The organism is Saccharomonospora sp. CUA-673 (assembly GCF_001942305.1).
In the GTDB taxonomy this organism is placed as follows: domain Bacteria; phylum Actinomycetota; class Actinomycetes; order Mycobacteriales; family Pseudonocardiaceae; genus Prauserella.
Window position 1 is genome coordinate 47,446 of the sequence record NZ_MKKE01000005.1, and the last position, 17,527, is coordinate 64,972.

9 protein-coding genes, 1 tRNA gene and 2 pseudogenes are annotated in these 17,527 nt (G+C 70.6%); 2 read left to right on the plus strand and 10 right to left on the minus strand.

Annotated features, from left to right (window positions below; genetic code table 11):
- Positions 1–36: 36 nt before the first annotated feature.
- The 5 genes from BJF85_RS03135 to BJF85_RS03155 all read right to left on the minus strand — a co-directional run bounded on the left by BJF85_RS03135 (position 37) and on the right by BJF85_RS03155 (position 6,831).
- Complete coding sequence (locus BJF85_RS03135) at positions 37–576, minus strand: gamma carbonic anhydrase family protein (RefSeq protein ID WP_075845730.1); 540 nt, start codon at positions 574–576, stop codon at positions 37–39.
- 171 nt (positions 577–747) lie between these two features.
- Positions 748–2,703, minus strand: coding sequence for an Ig-like domain-containing protein (locus BJF85_RS03140; protein WP_139320435.1), 1,956 nt, complete (start codon positions 2,701–2,703; stop codon positions 748–750).
- Entirely contained in the window at positions 2,667–3,935 is a 1,269-nt protein-coding gene (locus BJF85_RS03145; RefSeq protein ID WP_075845683.1) for a hypothetical protein, read from the minus strand. Before BJF85_RS03145 ends, BJF85_RS03140 begins: the two co-directional genes overlap by 37 nt.
- A gap of 277 nt (positions 3,936–4,212) precedes the next feature.
- Positions 4,213–6,213, minus strand: a complete 2,001-nt coding sequence (locus BJF85_RS03150) for a helix-turn-helix transcriptional regulator (RefSeq protein ID WP_075845684.1) — start codon at positions 6,211–6,213, stop codon at positions 4,213–4,215.
- A gap of 150 nt (positions 6,214–6,363) precedes the next feature.
- Positions 6,364–6,831 carry a hypothetical protein gene (locus tag BJF85_RS03155; RefSeq protein WP_075845685.1) on the minus strand — a complete coding sequence of 156 codons (468 nt, stop codon included), beginning with the start codon at positions 6,829–6,831 and terminating at the stop codon, positions 6,364–6,366.
- Positions 6,832–7,109: 278 nt separating this feature from the next.
- Between BJF85_RS03155 and BJF85_RS03160 the strand changes: the two are divergent.
- Positions 7,110–8,008: pseudogene (locus BJF85_RS03160) on the plus strand (dienelactone hydrolase family protein).
- Positions 8,009–8,298: 290 nt separating this feature from the next.
- Here BJF85_RS03160 and BJF85_RS03165 read toward each other — a convergent pair.
- Positions 8,299–8,375 (minus strand) — tRNA-Thr (locus BJF85_RS03165).
- Positions 8,376–8,516: 141 nt separating this feature from the next.
- Here BJF85_RS03165 and BJF85_RS03170 point away from each other — a divergent pair.
- The gene (locus tag BJF85_RS03170) at positions 8,517–10,175 is read left to right on the plus strand and encodes a hypothetical protein (protein ID WP_075845686.1); all 1,659 of its coding nucleotides are present in this window, start codon (positions 8,517–8,519) and stop codon (positions 10,173–10,175) included.
- A 67-nt stretch (positions 10,176–10,242) separates the two neighbouring features.
- Here the strand turns inward: BJF85_RS03170 and BJF85_RS03175 are convergent, their stop codons facing one another.
- From BJF85_RS03175 to topA, 4 genes and pseudogenes are all read right to left on the minus strand, one after another.
- Positions 10,243–11,433, minus strand: coding sequence for a DNA polymerase III subunit delta' (locus BJF85_RS03175; protein ID WP_075845687.1), 1,191 nt, complete (start codon positions 11,431–11,433; stop codon positions 10,243–10,245).
- On the minus strand, positions 11,430–13,598 hold the full coding sequence (locus tag BJF85_RS03180) for a dTMP kinase (RefSeq protein ID WP_083665887.1): 2,169 nt from the start codon (positions 13,596–13,598) through the stop codon (positions 11,430–11,432). The genes BJF85_RS03175 and BJF85_RS03180 overlap by 4 nt, the downstream gene beginning before the upstream one ends.
- A gap of 275 nt (positions 13,599–13,873) precedes the next feature.
- Entirely contained in the window at positions 13,874–14,398 is a 525-nt protein-coding gene (locus BJF85_RS03185; RefSeq protein WP_075845688.1) for a hypothetical protein, read from the minus strand.
- A gap of 185 nt (positions 14,399–14,583) precedes the next feature.
- Positions 14,584–17,472, minus strand: a pseudogene (gene topA / locus BJF85_RS03190) (type I DNA topoisomerase).
- Positions 17,473–17,527 lie beyond the last annotated feature (55 nt).

Here is a 17,527-nt window from a genome sequence, read left to right on the forward strand (position 1 = left end):
TCTACCGGTCGGAGATGAACAGCATGCGACGCGGGGTCATTCGGGGCGGTCGGGTTCGGCGATCTCCTCGAGCCCGTCGGCGTGCCTGCGGGCGAGCTGCTGGTAGATGGCGGCGTTGTGGTCGACCCAGCCGCGCGCGGCATCGGTGAGCGGCACGAACTTCTTCGCCGGACTGCCCATCGCGACGACCTCCGACGGCACCTCCGTGCCGGGCGTGACCGTGGCACCCGCGGCGACGAGCGTGCGCGCGCCGATCGTCGACTTGTCGAGCACCGTGGCCCCGTTGCCGATCAGGGCCTGCTCGCCGACGGTGCAGTCGTGGACGATGCACGAGTGCCCGACCGTGACGTTCCGGCCGACCTCGCAGACACCGTCGTTGACGTGCAACACCGAGTTGTCCTGGATGTTGGCACCCTCGCGGATCACGATGCGCCCGAAATCCGCGCGGACCACGACGCCGTACCAGACCGACGCGCCGGCCTCCACGACGACGTCGCCGATCAACGTGGCGGTCGGGGCGATCCACGCATCGGGGTGCACGGACGGACGCTTACCTTCGAACGCGAACAGCTGCATGATCGACAAACCTAACCACCAACCCCGCCCCCGTCGACCACACAATGCACCCGAGGGCCCCATGGTCGCGTTGAGTGCAACCAATCTTCCCTTCGCCCCGCTGCCGACGCGAAGGGAAGATTAGTCGCGTTGAGTGCGACTATGGGGCCTCGGGTGCTTTTTAGGTTGTTATCAGGTGTTGCCGCGGAATCGGCGGAGCAGGAAGGCTCCCGAGCCGACCGCCAGCAGACCCGCCCACAGCAGGAGGGTCACCGGCGCACCGGTCTGCGCGAGGTCCTTGCTGCCCGTACCGAGCTTGCCGCCGTCGCCGACACCGGCGCCGTGGTCACCCGGGCCGACCGCCACCGGCGGAGCGGTGATCAGGTCGTGCCCACCGCCGTGACCGGGACCGCCGGTGCCCGGACCGCCGTCACCGGGGCCGCCGTTGCCGTCCCCGTTACCGGGCGGGTCGTCCTCGCAGACCACGGTGAACGTGACCTCCGTCGGCTGGGACTCGTTGCCATGGGCGTCGGTCTGCGTGGCGGTCAGCGTGTGCTCACCGCACGGCAGGTCCGGCACCTCGATGCTCCACGTGCCGTCGTCGCCGACCTGCACCGAACCGATCGGCCTGCCGTCGAGCTCGACGTCGACCGTGGCCCCGGGCTCACCCGTGCCGCCGATGACCGTCGGGCCGTCACCGTCGACCGAACCACCGTCCTGCGGCGACGTCACGACCGGCGGATCCGGAGCCGTCGCGTCCACGGTGAACGGCACCTCGTCGGACGGCGGCGAGGTGTTGCCCGCCGGGTCGGTCTGCGTGGCCGACACCGTGTGCTCACCCTCCGGCAGCGGCTGGGACGGCGTGAACGACCAGTTGCCGTTCTCGTCGACGGTCGTGGTGCCGACCTCCTCGCCGTCGATGATCACCGAGACCTGGGCGCCCGGTTCACCGGTACCCGTGATCGTCGGCGTGTCGCCGACCGTGGAGCCCGGGCTCGGACCCGTGATCGTCGGCGCAGCCGGTGGCTCCGTGTCGACGGTGATCTCGATGGATGCAGGCGGCGATTCGTTGCCCGCCGGATCCGTCTGGATCACGTCGATGGTGTGGTCACCGTCCGGCAACGGATCGGGCGGCGTGAACGTCCAGTTCCCGTTCTCATCCACCGGAGCCGTGCCAACGGATTCACCATCGATGATCACCTCGACCGTGGCACCCGGCTCACCCGTACCCGAGATCTCCGGGGTCGGGTTGTTCACCGCGGCCCCGTCCTCGGGCTGGTTGATCGTCGGCGGACCGGGCGGCGTGGCGTCGATGATGACGTCGATGGACGCCGGCGGCGATTCGTTGCCCGCCGGATCCGTCTGGATCACCTCGATGGTGTGCTCGCCGTCCGGCAACGGATCGGACGGGGTGAACGTCCAGTTGCCGTCCTCGTCGATCGGCGCCGTACCAACGGATTCACCATCGATGATGATCTCCACCGTGCCACCCGGCTCACCCGTACCCGAGATCTCCGGGGTCGGGTTGGTGATGACGTCGCCGTCGCTCGGCTCCGTGATCACCGGAGCAGGTGGCGCCTCGGTGTCGACGGTGATGTCGATCGAGGCCGGCGGCGATTCGTTGCCCGCCGGATCCGTCTGGATCACCTCGATGGTGTGGTCGCCGTCCGGCAACGGATCGGACGGGGTGAACGTCCAGTTGCCGTCCTCGTCGATCGGCCCCGTACCAACGGATTCACCATCGATGATCACCTCCACCGTGGCACCCGGCTCACCCGTACCGGAAATCTCCGGGGTCGGGTTGTTCACCTGATCCCCGTCGGACGGGGACGTGATCACCGGTGGGTCCGGCGCCTCCGTATCCACCGTGATGTCGATGGTCGTCGGATCCGAGGGGTTGCCCGCCGGGTCGGTCTGGATCACCTCGATGGTGTGGTCACCATCCGGAAGCGGCTCGCTCGGCGTGAACGTCCAGTTCCCGTTCTCATCCACCGGAGCCGTACCCACCGACTCACCATCGATGATCACCTCCACCGTGGCACCCGGCTCACCCGTACCCGAGATCTCCGGGGTCGGGTTGTTCACCTGATCCCCGTCGGACGGGGACGTGATCACCGGTGGGTCCGGCGCCTCCTGGTCGGCGACCACGAACGACACCGGTTCCGATGGTGGCGACGACGCATCGCCGAACGACTGGGTCGCCGTGATCGTGTGGTCGCCCTCCGGCAGTGGCGTCTCCGGGGTGAGCGACCAGGTGCCGTCCGGGTCGACCGTGGTCGTGCCGATCGGCTGACCGTTCTCGTCGTGCCCGGCGAACCGTTACCGGTGATGGTCGGGGTCTGACCGACCTCCTCGCCCTGGCTCGGCGAGGTGATCTCCGGCTGCTCGAGCTGGTCGCACTCGACGCCGCCCGGCGCACCGGTGGCCGTGGCCTGCAGCGGAAGCAGCCCCAGGTTGACGCTGGCCAGGTTGCCCACGACCGGGGCGCTCACGTTGCCGTTGAGCTGGATGAACGCGGTCGAACCCGAACCCGTCGGCCCGGAGGAGGTGTTGTTGAGCTGACCGACACTGAGGGTCAGGTTGACGCTCACGACGCCCAGGTTCAGGTTGATCGGGATCGACATGCCGGCCCGCAGCTCGGTGCGCTGGCCCGCGATCGTCACGGCGATGCCGTAGTCGTTGGACGTGACCGTGCCCGTCGTGCCGTCGGAGGTCGCGACGAGTTCCGGGTTCTCCAGGACCTCGACCCCGACCAGACCGTTGATCAGCGACAGCGACGCGACGTTACCGGTGGCCGTCGAGACGACGTTGCCGTCGGACAGGGTCGTGTTGCCGGAGGTCTCCACCGCGCCGAGCTCGAGGATGTTCAGCCCGAAGCCGAGCAGCGTCAGTCCGAGGCTGGCATTGGCCAGCGACGTCGTCGACTGGGCCATCGGCGTGCCGTCCGGAACGCAGGCCAGATCGCCGGCCCAGTTGGTCTGACCACTGCTGTTGATCGCGCCGACCTGCAGCACGCCGGGAAGGTTGATCGTGCCCAGACCGGCGTTGTACGAGTCGGAGCCCGCGGCGGGCCCCGAGTTCGCCTGGTCGGATGCGACGCCCACCGGGATGCCCACGGCGTTGAGGCCGACGTTCGCCGATTCCGCGTGCGTGCGGGGCGATGCCGTGCTGTCGGTCCTCGTATTCGAGTGCGCCAACGACGCGTTGACGTTGGCGATGCCTGCGGCATTGAGGCCGACATTGAGCACGTCGCCGGTGGTGGAACCGGAGTACGTCGCGGGCAGCGGTTCCGCTCGCGCCGGAAGAACCGTCGTGAGCGCGCCGACGAGGAATGTCACCACCGCCAACGCTGCCGCCGACAACCAGGAACGCTTGGACATCGAGCTACCTTCCGCCGGGGATGTTCGATTTGAAATCGATGTGAGGCCAGCAAAAAAGGACGCTACAAGCGCCGTTCAGAACGCGCCCGGCATTGCCACCCGAATGGCCTACACCTCGGTGATTCCCCAGGGCACAGCAAGAAGTGCGGAACTTAATCCACCCGCCGGAGGGATACCGGAACACTATTTCGGACTCTGTCCAAAGAATTCCTGGATCATGTCCGGAGAATTGTTCCGAACCGGACCTTCGCCCTGCATGCGGCTCAGAATGTGAGCCTTACCCGCCCTGAACGTGGCCCTGAACGACGGCCGTGAGTTCGACGCGGGAACGCACGCCGAGCCGGACGAAGATGTTGCGCAGGTGGTGCTCGACGGTCCGCTGCGAGATCGCGAGCCGCTCGGCGACCTCCCGGTTCGTCCGTCCATCCGCGACCAGTCCCGCGATGCGTTCCTGTTGGGGTGTCAGGATGTCCGCCGCGATCCGCTCACCCGTCGCGGTGTCACCCGCCGCGCGGTCACCGTCGGCCCGGTCGCCCGCGGCGCGCAGTTCGTCGCGGATCTGGTTCGCCCAGTACGCGGCTCCCGCGTCGTCGGCGAGACGGAAGGCGTCCCGCAGCACCGAACGGGCCTCCCTGCTGCGCCGCTGTCTACGCAGGCTGCGCGCGTGGGCCAGTTCGGTGCGGGCCAGTTCGAGGGTCATGCCACCGGAGCGTTGGAGCTCGATGGCCGTGGTGAAGTGCCGATCCGCGGTCTCCGGGTCGTCGGCGAGCAGACCCCGGCAACGGTGCGCCAACGCGAGCCACACGCCGGTGCCCGTCAACGTCGCCCACGTCTCGTAGCGCCCCAACGCCCACTCGGCGTGCCGGGACTCGCCGCACCGGATCGCGCATTCGACGAACTGCGGCACGGCTGCGATCTGCACCATCGGCATGCCGGTCGCCGGGCTGAACAACGTGATCAACCTGCGGAGCGCGTCGGCGGGCCGCTCGTCGAGCAGGTCGGCGCACGCCCGCACCCATTCGGCCAGCGCGGCGGCTCGGCCGAGCGCGGCCCTGGCGATCCGCGGCTGCGCGGCGTCGAGGCGCGCCAGCGCCGCGTCCCGGTTGCCGAGCGACACCTCCGCCAGCGCCGCGAGGACCTCGTGCTCGGCCGCCGTGTTGCGCTGTCCACCCGCGACCGCCTGCGCGACACCTTCGGTGCTGGCCTCGAGCGCCGCATGCGGCCGGTCCAACAGCGCCGACGTGAGGGAGAACTGGAACAGCGCCGTCGGCAACAGCGCCTGCGCCCCCGTCCCGCGGGCGCGCGCGACGGCCGCGGCCGCGCGGTCGTGCGCCACCGTCGGGCGGCCCAGCGTCATCGCAGCCTCCGCGGCGCACAGCGCATCCCGGACGTCGTCGCCCGCCTCGTCGAGCACGCGGCGCAGCGCCTCGCCCGCCGTCTCGTGGTCCCCGGCGAACATCGACGCCATTCCGGTCAGGTGCGTCGCCACGAGCGAATCGGCGCTCTCGGGGTCCGAGGTGCCCAGTGCCGCCGCCGTGGCGGCGTAGCCGTCGGTGTCGGCGGCGGTGCGACGCGCCTCGGCGGCGAGCAGGTACGCCTCGGCCCGCTGGTCGCCGGTGAGCGTGTCGGCGGCCCGCAGCAGTTGGTGCGCGGCGACCTCGGGGGAACCGTCGCGCAGTTCGATCTCGCCCAGCGCGGCGAGGATCCCGCCCGCCTCGCCGCCGGACGGTGCGTGCTCGGCGGCCTGGCGCAGCAGTCGGCGCGCGGGCCCGGTCCGCCCTGCGCTCCAGTGTCGGCGGGCGGCCAGGCGCAGCCGCCGGGCCTTCGTCGCGCCGGGCGGGGTGAGGTGCGCGGCGCGCTGCCAGGCGAGGGCGGCCGTGTCGGCGTGGTCGTCGGCGACGGCGGCGATCGTGTCGGCGACCGCCGGGTCGAACCGTCCCTGGGCGCGGGCCGTGTGCCACTCCCAGGACGCGCGGTGCCGGCCCGGGTCGAGTTCCTCGGCCAGGCGGGCGTGCGCGACGCGACGTTCCCGTTCGCCGGCCGCGTCGTGGAGCGTCGCGCGGACGACCGGGCTCACCTCGCCCGACGCCCCGAACAGTCCGGACCGCCGCACCTCGGCGAGGACGTCGGCGGCCGGTGCGTGGCCCGGCGACTCGGCGACGTCGGCGCACGCGAGCCGCAGCACGAACCGGGCCGCGTCGACCGACAGGCCCCGGTACGCGGCGAGGACGGCGTCCCGACCCCGGCCGCCCGCGGGCAGCGTGTCCGGTGGCGGCAACGTGCCGGTGCCTGGCCCGCGGTGACGGTGGCGGCGAGTTCGAGCAGGTCGGACGGGTTACCGCCGGCGGCTCGACCAGTTCGGCCACGAGTTCGGCCGCGAGGGGTTCGGCGATGCGTTCGGCGACGAGCGTGCGCGCGTCGGCGTCGGTCAGCGGCGGCAGGGGTTCGACGTCGAGGTCGGCGAGGCGGCGCAGGGCCGGGTCGAACGGCGGCACCGCGCAGACGATGCCGACGGCTTCCGGGCCGCAACGGCGCGCCACGAACGCGAGTGTGTCGAGGGAAGCGGGGTCGAGCCACTGGGTGTCGTCGACGAGGCAGAGCACGGGACCGGCATCGGCCAGCGCGCACAGCAGCCGGGCGCCACCTCGGCGACGTCGTGGTCAGCGGGGTGGTGGGCCCGCTGGTGGGGAGGGTGCCGGGTGTCGACGTGGATCGGGGGGTGGTTGTCGGGGGTGAGTCCGGCGGCGGCGCACAGCCGGTGCAGCGCCGCCCACGGCAGGTGCGCCTCGGCCTCGGCCCCGGCGATCTCGACGACCCGGACGTCCACGCCCGGCACGGAGGGGCCCCGGCGGGCGGCGCCTCTGAAGGCGGTGGTGAGGAGGGTGGTGCTGCCCATGCCGCGGGCGCGGAGAGGACGAGTGCGCGGCCGTGCCTGCGGCGACGTCGGCGGCGAGCGCGGCGAGGCGCGCCCGGGGGCCGTCCCTGCCCACGAGCGTGGTCGGTTCTCTCTCCAGTGCCGGTCCGGTCATCGCTCTCCACTCGGAAGTGCCTGCACGTGCCCGTGGTTGTCCGGAAAGTCCGAGAAGCCGTGCACGACCTTCTCACATGCGGGCCGGTGATTACACCGATGCGGTGCGTGGCCGGGTCGGGTGAGGGTGTTCGGGCCACGACGAGGTGGCGTTTTCCGAACATCGAGGAGGAACGGTGCGACGAAGGACAGCGACGACACTCGTGTCGGCCGCGGTGCTGGCGCTCTCGACGGCGTTCGCGGGCGCGGGTGCGGCGACTGCGCAGCAGGAGAATCCGTACGAGCGTGGACCGGATCCGACGGAGGAGAGCATCGAGGCGGAGGAGGGCACGTTCGACGTCGACGACACGAGCGTGTCGAGCCTGGTGTCGGGCTTCGGCGGGGGCACGATCTACTACCCGACGGAGACCGATGAGGGCACGTTCGCGGCGATCGCGATCTCGCCGGGGTACACGGCGGGCCAGTCGACGATCGCGTGGTTGGGTCCGCGGTTGGCGTCGCAGGGTTTCGTGGTGTTCACGATCGACACGAACACGCGGTTCGACCAGCCGGGCAGCCGGGCGAACCAGTTGAACGCGGCGTTGGAGTATCTGGTCGAGGACAGTGATGTCGCCGATCGGATCGATCCGGAGCGTCTGGGTGTGGCCGGCCATTCGATGGGTGGCGGCGGTTCGCTGGAGGCGGCCGTGGACAACGCGGACATCGACGCGGTGGTGCCGTTCACGCCGTGGCACACGACGAAGGACTTCTCCGACCTGGAGACGCGACGTTCGTGTTGGGCGGTTCGCGGGACACGGTGGCGCCGGTGTCGCGGCACGCGGAGCCGTTCTACGAGTCGTTGCCGGAGGACGGGTCGAAGGCGTACATGGAGTTGAGTTCGGGGCACTTCTTCCCGAACAGTCCGAACACGACGATGGCGAAGTACACGTTGTCGTGGTTCAAGTTGTTCCTGGACAACGACACGCGTTACCTGGAGTTCCTCTGCCCGGCCCCCACGGACAGTGACATCAACGACTACCGAGAAACCTGCCCCTACACCCCGTAAGACCACGCACGAGTAATGCGTAGGTCCTGACCCCCGGACCCCCGGTCCCCGCCGGCCCCGACCCACATGCACCCAACGGCCCCATGGCTGCGCTCAACGCGACCATGGGGCCCCCGGGAGCACCAGTCCGGCCCCCATCGCAAGGTGACGGAACTTGCCAAGGCAACCACGGTGATGGGGGTCCGGGGCGCCCCCCGGGCGGGGTCCGGGGGTGCACCCCCGGGAGGAAACGCGACACACGAAGAAAAGGCGAAGGCGCTCCCCGCGACGAGCAGGGGAGCGCCTTCGTGTGGAGCCGCCTAGGGGAATCGAACCCCTGACCTACGCATTACGAGTGCGTCGCTCTGGCCGACTGAGCTAAGGCGGCGCGGACCGTGTCCGGATGCCTGAAACTGTACCCGAGGGTGGGGCGTCACCTTTGACCCCCTCCCTCGTTGAGCTGTGAAAGAGGCTTTTGCCGGCTTACTGGGCCACCCCGACCCGGCCTGTGCACTGGAGGATCCACCCGATGCGACGACGTTTGGCCCGCGCAGCAGCTCTGCCGTTGGCGGCCGCCTTGGTCGTTCTGCCCGCTGCTCCTGCGGCGGGGCAGGTGACGACGCCGATTCCGCCACCTGCGGACCCGAACAATCCGCCTGCTTCGGAGGAGGTCCTGCCGAGGGGTAAGGCGATCGGTGAGGCCGGTACGGCGCTGGGCATGGTGCGGTTGTTGCCGGAGTTGGTGCCGACGAGTTCGATCATGCCGGGTGCGGACGAGGTGTTGCCGCGTCAGTCGGCGTTGGAGGGCGGTTTCGGCCTGTCCAGCGCGCAGGCGAACTCGGAGTCGTATCTGACCTACGAGCGTTCGATCGCGTCGGCGTCGCCTGCGGGGATCGCGATCGGCGGGAACGCGCCGACGAGCCCGGGCACGGCGACGCAGACGGCGCTGCCGGACAACGAGGAGCCGGTGTCGACGGGGTTGAACGCGCCGGACAATCCGCTGATCAACGTGAGTGCGTTGAACGGGACGGCGCATGCGCGGTGGAGTGAGGACCGCGGGCCGTGCGTGGGCACGATCTCGGATGCGTCGACGTCGACGGCCAGTGTGTCGTTGTTGAACACGATCCCGACGATGCCGGACGTGGCCGATCTGACGGACGCGGACGCGAGTGCGCGTGGCGCGTTGGACCGGCTGGGGTCGTTGGCGAACCTGGGTGGTCTGTTGTCGGGGCAGCGCACGGATGATGCGCGGCCGGCGGCGGACGGCACGGGGTCGTTGATCAGCGCGCCGAACACGTTGTCGACGCGGTCGACGGTGCGGCTGGTGGACATGCCGGACACGGAGCGCAAGGCCGTGGAGTCGACGTCGACGATGCAGGCCGCCGACGTCAACATCCTCAAGGGCACGCCGCTGGGCTTCACGGTGAAGGTGGCGAGCCAGCCGACGTTGCGGGTGTTGTCGACGGGCAGCGCGGAGACGTCGAAGGTGGAGTACACGGCGCCGGTGTTGACGATCGAGCGGAACGGCCAGGAGCTGTTCAAGCTGGATGCGGCGAACCCGACGGCCGACGTCCCGGTGGGTCTGCCGACGGACGAGTTGAAGAACATGCCGGGCTACGAGCAGGTCAAGGACGTCCCGGTGATCGGTGACGCGGCCGAGCTGGCGAGCGGCGGTGTGAAGACGCTGAGCGATGCGGCGGCGAACCGGGTGCTGGACCTGGGTGTGCTGCGGTTGAGCATCGCCGAGTTGACCGAGCGTGGTGCCGACCGGACGGAGCCGTTCGAGGGGCACCAGTTGGGCGCGTCGGCGCGGTTGTTGGATCTGCAGATCCTGCCGACGGAGCGGTTGAAGAACCTGCTGCCGGACGATGCGGCGGACCGGTTGCCGGCGTCGTTGGCGCAGGTGTCGCTGGGTGAGCAGATCGCACGGGCCTACGCGCCGAAGGGCGGCGTGGACTGCTCGGTGCCGGAGGAGCCCGCACCGCCGCAGGGTGGTGGCGCGGCGCCGCCGGCGGCGCCCGAGAAGTTGGCGCAGACGAGCGGTGCGTACGCGTCGGTGCCGATCTTCTGGAGCGGCACGGCGATGCTGTTGGTCGGCGCGGTGTTGGTGGCGGTGGCGCCGGGCAGGCGAGGCGGCCTGACGGGCGCGTCGACGACGCCGAAGCCGTCCCCGCACCCCCGCGAGTAATACGGAGTGACTGAGAAACCCCCGGAGCGCCGAGGCGCTCCGGGGGTTTCTCATGCTCCGCGGGAAGTCAGCCTTCGCGGAGGGTGGTGATCATGGCCTCGACGGCGATGCGGGGTTTGACGTTCCAGGTGATGGCGTCGCGGCATTCGAGGACGGCCTCGAGTCGGCGCAGGGTCGAGGCGGGGGTCCACTCGCGGGCGGCGGTGCGGCTCTGTTCGGCGTGGTCGGGGTGGTTGAGCACCGCGTTCGCGCCGCTGGCGGTCACGAGCACGTCGCGGTAGAAGCCGGCCAGGTCGATGAGCGCGAGGTCGAGGGTGTCGCGTTGGGTGCGGGTGGCGCGCGACTTCTGCCGTTTCTCGAGCTGCTTCACCGCGGCGTCGGCGGAGCGTTTGGCCGCGGCGACGCCCTTGCCGGTGCCGCCGGAGCCCATCGCGGTGCGCAGTTCCTCGGCCTCGCTCTCGTCGCGGGCCTTGCTCTCGTCGGACGCGTCCGATTCGGCGGTCTTGATCAGTTCGTCGGCACTGGTGAACACGTCCCCGCCGCGGCGAAGGCCCAGCGGGATGCGCAGTACGGCCTCCCGTCGGGTGCGCGCGGCCTCGTCCGTCGCGAGCCGGCGCGCCCTGCCGACGTGTCCGCCGCACACGGCCGCCGCCCACCGCGCGGTCGACTCGTCGACCCCGTCGCGGTCGACGAGCACCCGCGCGATCGCGTCCGGCGGCGGCGTGCGCAACGTGACGAGGCGGCAGCGCGAACGGATCGTCACGGACACGTCCTCGGGGTGGTCCGACGGCGCGCACAGCAGGAACACGGTCCGTTCCGGCGGTTCCTCGACGGCTTTGAGCAGCGCGTTCGACGCGCCCTCGGTCAACCGGTCGGCGTCCTCGATGATCACGACCTGCCACTGGCCGGTCGTCGGTCTGCGCGCGGCGGCCTGCACGAGCGAGCGCATCTCGGCGACCGAGATCGACAGGCCCTCGGGGACGACGAGCCGCACGTCGGCGTGGGTTCCGGCGAGTGCGGTGCGGCAGCCGGAGCATCCGCCGCAGCCGGTTCCGGTGGAGCACTGCAGCGCGGCGGCGAAGGTCCGCGCGGCGACGGAACGTCCCGATCCGGGCGGCCCGGTGAACAGCCATGCGTGGGTCATGCCGCCGCCGGTGGGCGTCTCCCCCGCCACCAGCGCGGCCGCGGCCCGCGTGGCCGACGTCAACGTCTCGACCGCCGGTTCCTGTCCGACGACCTGCGACCACACCGACGTCACGGCGCCGTCTCCTGCGCCTCCCGGTCGGCGAGGCGTTCGGCGGGCGGGCCGAGTGGCTGCATCGCCTCCGAACCGGCAGAACCGGACCCCGCCGATGCGCCGTCGTCGACCTTGCCGCGTTTCCACAGTCCTTTGACGCGTCCCGCGAGTGCGCACTGCACGGCGGTCTGCACGCGGGCGGCGACCTCGTCGGTCGTGCCGTCGGCGTCGACGACGACGTAGTGCTGGGGGTCGGACGAGGCCATCTGGGCGAGCAGCTGCTGCACGCGCCAATGATGCGCGGCCGTCGACGCACCGCCGACCTCGCCCCCGCCGGCGCTGCCGTCGCCGTTGTTCGCGGGGTCGGTGTCGAGCAGGACGGTCAGGTCGGGGCGCATGCGGGCCGTGGCCCAGTCGGCGAGCCCTTCGAGTTCGGAGGCGTCGAGGCCGGCGACGGCGGACAGGTGCGCCAGCGGCGAGTCGACGAACCGTTCCATCACGACGACGGCGCCGGCGTCGAGCGCGGGGCGGATGTCGCGTTCCACGATGTCGGCACGCACGGCCGCGGCTGCCAGCGCCTGCGCCCGCGCGCTGGTCAACGCCGCACCGGACACGAGTCCCTGGAGTCGGCGGTCGTCGAGGGCCGGGTCGGTTGCCAGTACGACCTTCCGGTCGCCGGTGCGCAGGACGTCGGCGAGCCGCGCGGCCTGTGTGGCCGTGTCGGTGGTGCTCGTCCCCTCGAGCGCGATGAGCACGCCGTTGACGCGCCGCGGACGTCGACTGATGACGTTGCGCAGGTCGGCGAGGATCGGTTCGCTGCGGCGCGAGTCCATCTGCCGGTAGGCGATGATGCCGACCAGTACCGCGAGCAGACCGCCGCCGAGCAGCACCGGACGCGTGCCGTCGATGGTCAGCACCGTGCCCCAGAGCTCGATCCGCCGCGGTTGCACCAGACCGATCAGCACGGGCACGGCGGCCGTCGCACCGAAGATGATGATCTTCAGCAACGACTGGTAGATCGCGTTGATCCGGCCGCGCATCGAGTCCTCGATCTGCGAGCCGATGATCGTGACACCGGTCAGGAAGCCTGCGCCCGCGCACGCACCGACGGCGGCGGCGGCGATGAGCGAGAACGACAGGTGCGGCGACAGCGCGACCAGCACCAGGGCCAGACCGGCCAGGACGATCCCGACGCCGAACAGCCGGTCGTGCGGCAGCCTGCGCGCGAGCTTCGGCACCATGGCCAGACCGCCCGCGGCGCCGACGAACACGGCGACGAACAGCAGGCCGAACGACGAGTCGCCGCCGCCGAGACTCGACGAGTACGGCTTGGCCGCGCCGATCACGGCACCGCCCGCGGCGAACGCACCCATCATGCCGATGAGCAGCCCGCGCACGAGTTTCGTCCTGCGGATGTAGCTGAAGCTCTGCCGCACCATCAGGAAGAAGCCGAGCTTCTCCTCCTCGGCGTCCTTCGCGTCCTTGGCGGCGTCGGCCGGCGACGGCTCGGGGCGGGCCGATTCGGGCACCGGGTGGACGTTGCGGAGCGAGAGCTCCGGGATCCGCGTCGCGATGAGGATCGCGCTGCCCAGGTACAGGAACGCGTTGATGAACACGACCGCGTTGGCGACGCCGAACTCGCCGAACACGTCCGGCGACAGTCCCAACGTGGTCTGCACACCGGTCAGCACGGAGTACAACCCGGCGCCGCTGACCACCGCGAGCCCGTAGGTCATGAACAGGCCGAGCTGGTTGGCCGTCTCCACCTGGTCGCGGCGCCGCAACAGGTTCGGCACCGCCGCGTCCTTCGACGGGATCCACATCATCGCCGCCGACCCGGCCAGGAAGTTCGCGATGAACAACCAGATGGGTGAGCCGACGATCGGGATCGAGAACAGCAGTCCCCACCGCGCGATGTCCGCGAAGATCATCACCTTGCGCCGGTCGAACCGGTCGGCGAGCAGACCGCCGAGCGGGGCGAACAGCAGGCCCGGCAGCAGCTGGGTCAGCACGACGCCGACGAACGCGAAGTTCTGCAGCAGGTAGTCGTTGGTGTACTTGGTGACCAGGCCGGTCAGACCGAGGATCGCGAGCCAGTCGGCGACGCTGCACAGATACGTGACGGCCCACAGCCTGCGGAACGGCCGGATGGCCAGCACCCCGCGCGCCCGGCGCAGGGTCGACATCTCCTGCTGCGGCGGATAGGCGTCCTGGGCCGGATCGTGCGCGGCGGGGTCCGCCGTCGACGCACCGTCAGCGGTTACGTCGACGTTCTGTGCCCCCTGAGCTGCCTCGCTGATGTGTCCCACCCCATGTGACCGGCGTCGCCTGCAACATCAGCGTATCGCTGGCAGGTGGCACCTCGCTGGCGGACCAGGAAGAACACCGCGGGTGAGCGGTCGCGGACCGCCCGTGCACGGTCGGCGGCGGCCGTTGCGGAAGCCGTGTCAGGGCGGGAACGTCAGGGCAGCAGGCTGGTGATGCTGTCGATGAAGCTGACGACGAACTGGATCGCCACGAGCACGAACACGATGCACAGCACCAGGGCGACGAACAGGCCGGTCGAGGCGTTCGACGGGCGACGCACCTGCGTCAGGCGTTCGTTCAGCGGCTTGGCGACGGTCGACTTCCGGCCCCGGCGCAGCATCGCGGGCATCAGCTGACCACGCAGGCGCGGCACGATCCGGCGCTGCCCCGGGGCGCCCGGCGTGGCGGCCTGCGGCTGGGTGGTCTCGTTCTCCGACGGAGCGCCCGGATCGGCGTTCTCGCCGGCCTCGGCGTCGGCCGGGGTCTCGCCCGAGGCCGCCTGCTGCAGGGCGTCCTCCTCGGCCAGGGCCGCGGCGACCTTGCTGCGGAGCGTCTCCAGGTCGGGGGCGGTCGGCTGCGGCGGAGGCTGGGTACCGGCCGGGTCCTGGCCGTGCCTCGGCTCCGAGCCGATCAACGCATCGCCCTCGTAAGCAGCCTGGGTGCCGTCACCGCTGGACACGCGTCCTCCTCTTGCCCGACCCGAATGTGTGCATCCCGGGTGTTCCGATGTCAGGGTAGCGGGCCGGTCACGACGTGCATCCACCAAGCAGGCGATGACGCATGTCACTTCCGGTGCATTCCTGCGCACATGCGAGCAGGGCCCGGGCGTGCCCGGGCCCTGCTCGCGGGGTCGTCCTCGTGCGGCTACTTCTTCGTGCTCGCCGCCTTCTTCGTCGTCGTGGTCGACTTCTTGCGGGCCGCGGGCTTCTTCGCGGGGCCCTTCGCGCGCTTCTCGGCGAGGAGCTCCTCGGCGCGTTCCTGCGTGAGGTCCTCGACGCTGTCCGACCGGCGCAACGACGCGTTGTACTCACCGTCGGTGACGTACGGGCCGAACCGGCCGTCCTTGACGACGATCGGCTTGCCGGAGACCGAGTCCTCCTTGAGCTCCTTGAGCGGCGGCTTCGCGGCGGCCTGCCTGCCGCGACGCTTCGGCTCGGCGTAGATCTTCAGCGCCTCCTCGAGCGTGATGTCGAAGATCTGCTCCTCGGTCGACAGCGACCGCGAGTCGGTGCCCTTCTTCAGGTACGGGCCGTAGCGCCCGTTCTGCGCGGTGATCTCGTTGCCCGACTCGGGGTCGGTACCGACGACGCGCGGCAGCGACAGCAGCTTCAACGCGTCGTCGAGGGTCACCTCGGCGATGTCCATCGACTTCAGCAGCGACGCCGTCCGCGGCTTGGGCTTGGCGGCCTTCTTCGTCGTCTTCTTCGCCGTCGTCTTCGCCGCGGTCTTGGTCCCCGACTTGGCCGTCGTCTTCGTCGCGGTCTTCTTGCCCGAGTCCGACTCGGCGTCCTCGGCCTTCGCTTCGGCCTTCGCGTCCTCGGCCGGCGCCTCCTCGGCGGGCTCCTCCGGCTCGGGCAGGATCTCCGTGACGTACGGACCGAAGCGGCCCTCCTTCGCCACGATCTCGTGCCCGGTCACCGGGTCGGTGCCGAGCACGCGGCCCTCCTGCGGCGTCGCGAACAGCTTCTCGGCGATGTCCAGGGTCAGCTCGTCCGGCGGCAGGTCGTCGGGCAGGTTCGCCCGCTGCGACGTGCCGTCGACCTCGCGCTCGAGGTACGGGCCGTACCGGCCGACGCGCACGACGATGTCGCGGCCGTCGCGTCGGTGAACATCGGGATCGAGTTGATCTCGCGGGCGTCGATGTCCTCGACGCCCGAGCCGACGAGCTTCTTGAGCCCGCCCATGCGGCCGACGGATCCGTCGACACCCATCTCGCCGCCGAAGTAGAACCGCGACAGCCAGCTGGTGCGCTGGTCGTCGCCGCTGGCGATGCGGTCGAGCTCGTCCTCCATCGCGGCGGTGAAGTCGTAGTCGACGAGCCGCTCGAAGTGCCGCTCCATCAGCCCGACCACCGAGAACGCGACCCACGAGGCACCAGGGCGGAGCCCTTCTTCCACACGTAGCCGCGGTCCTGGATGGTCTTGATGATCGACGCGTACGTCGAGGGCCGGCCGATGCCCAGCTCCTCGAGCTTGCTGACCAGCGCGGGCTCGCTGAACCGCGCGGGCGGCGACGTCGAGTGCCCGTCCGGGTCGAGCTCGGAGGCCGTCAGGCCCTGGCCCTCGCCGAGCTGCGGGAGGCGCTTCTGCTTGTCGTCGGCCTCGCCGCCCTCCTCGGTGTCGACCGATTCGACGTAGGCCTTCAGGAAGCCGGGGAACGTGATCGTGCGGCCCGAGGCCGAGAACACGCACGATTCCCCGCTCTCGGCGGCGCCGGTGATCTTCACCGACATCGTCGTGCCCTTGGCGTCGGCCATCTGCGAGGCGATCGTGCGCTGCCAGATCAGCTCGTACAGCCGGAACTCGTCGGTCTCCAGCTCGGAGGCCGCCTGGCCGGGCGTGCGGAACACCTCACCGGCGGGGCGGATCGCCTCGTGCGCCTCCTGCGCGTTCTTGACCTTGCGGTTGTACTGCCGCGGGCTCTTCGACACGTACTCCGAGCCGTACAGGTCGGTGGCCTGCGCGCGCGACGCCGACAACGCCGCCTCGGACAGCGTCGTCGAGTCGGTACGCATATAGGTGATGTAACCGTTCTCGTAGAGCCGCTGCGCGATGCGCATCGTGCGCTCCGACGAGAACCGCAGCTTGCGGCCCGCCTCCTGCTGGAGGGTCGAGGTCATGAACGGCGCGTACGGCTTTCGCGTGTACGGCTTCTCCTCGACGCTCGTGACCTCGAAGTTCGCGTTGCCCAGCGCCGTGGCCAGGCGGGTCGCCTCGGCCTCGTCGAGCACGCGCACCTCGGACGAGGCGGCCTTGAGCCGGCCGTCGGCGCCGAAGTCGCGGCCGGTCGCCAGGCGCGCACCGTCGACGCTGGTCAGCCGCGCCGGGAAGCTCCGCGGCGTCGCGTCGGCACCGGCATCCATCGTCGCGGAGATGTCCCAGTACGACGCCGACGTGAAGCGCATCCGCTCGCGTTCGCGCTCGACGATCACGCGCGTTGCCACCGACTGCACCCGGCCCGCCGACAACTTCGGCATGACCTTCTTCCACAGCACCGGCGAGACCTCGTAGCCGTACAGCCGGTCGAGGATGCGGCGCGTCTCCTGCGCGTCGACCAGGTCGGAGTCGAGTTCGCGGGTGCTCTCGGCGGCCGCGCGGATCGCCTCCGGCGTGACCTCGTGGAACACCATGCGGCGCACCGGCACCTTCGGCTTGAGCGCCTCGAGCAGGTGCCAGGCGATGGCCTCGCCCTCGCGGTCGGGGTCCGTCGCGAGGTAGAGCTCGTCGACGTCCTTGAGCAGGCCCTTCAGCTCGGTGACCGTGGCCTTCTTGTCCGTGGGGACGATGTAGAGGGGCTCGAAGTCGTTGTCGACGTCGACGCCGAGGCGCGCCCAGGACTGGCCCTTGTACTTGGCGGGCACGTCGGCGGCACCGCGGGGAAGGTCGCGGATGTGGCCACGCGAGGACTCGACGACATAGCCGTTGCGAGGTACGGCGCGATCTTGCGCGCCTTCGTCGGCGACTCGACGATCACCAGTCGCCGGTTGCCGCCCCCGGAGCCCTCGCCGCTCTTCTTCCTCGTCGTTGCAGCCACGCTGTCCCGCTTCCTCTGGGCCCTGTCTTCCGGTAGGCCCTGCTCTTTCCGGTTA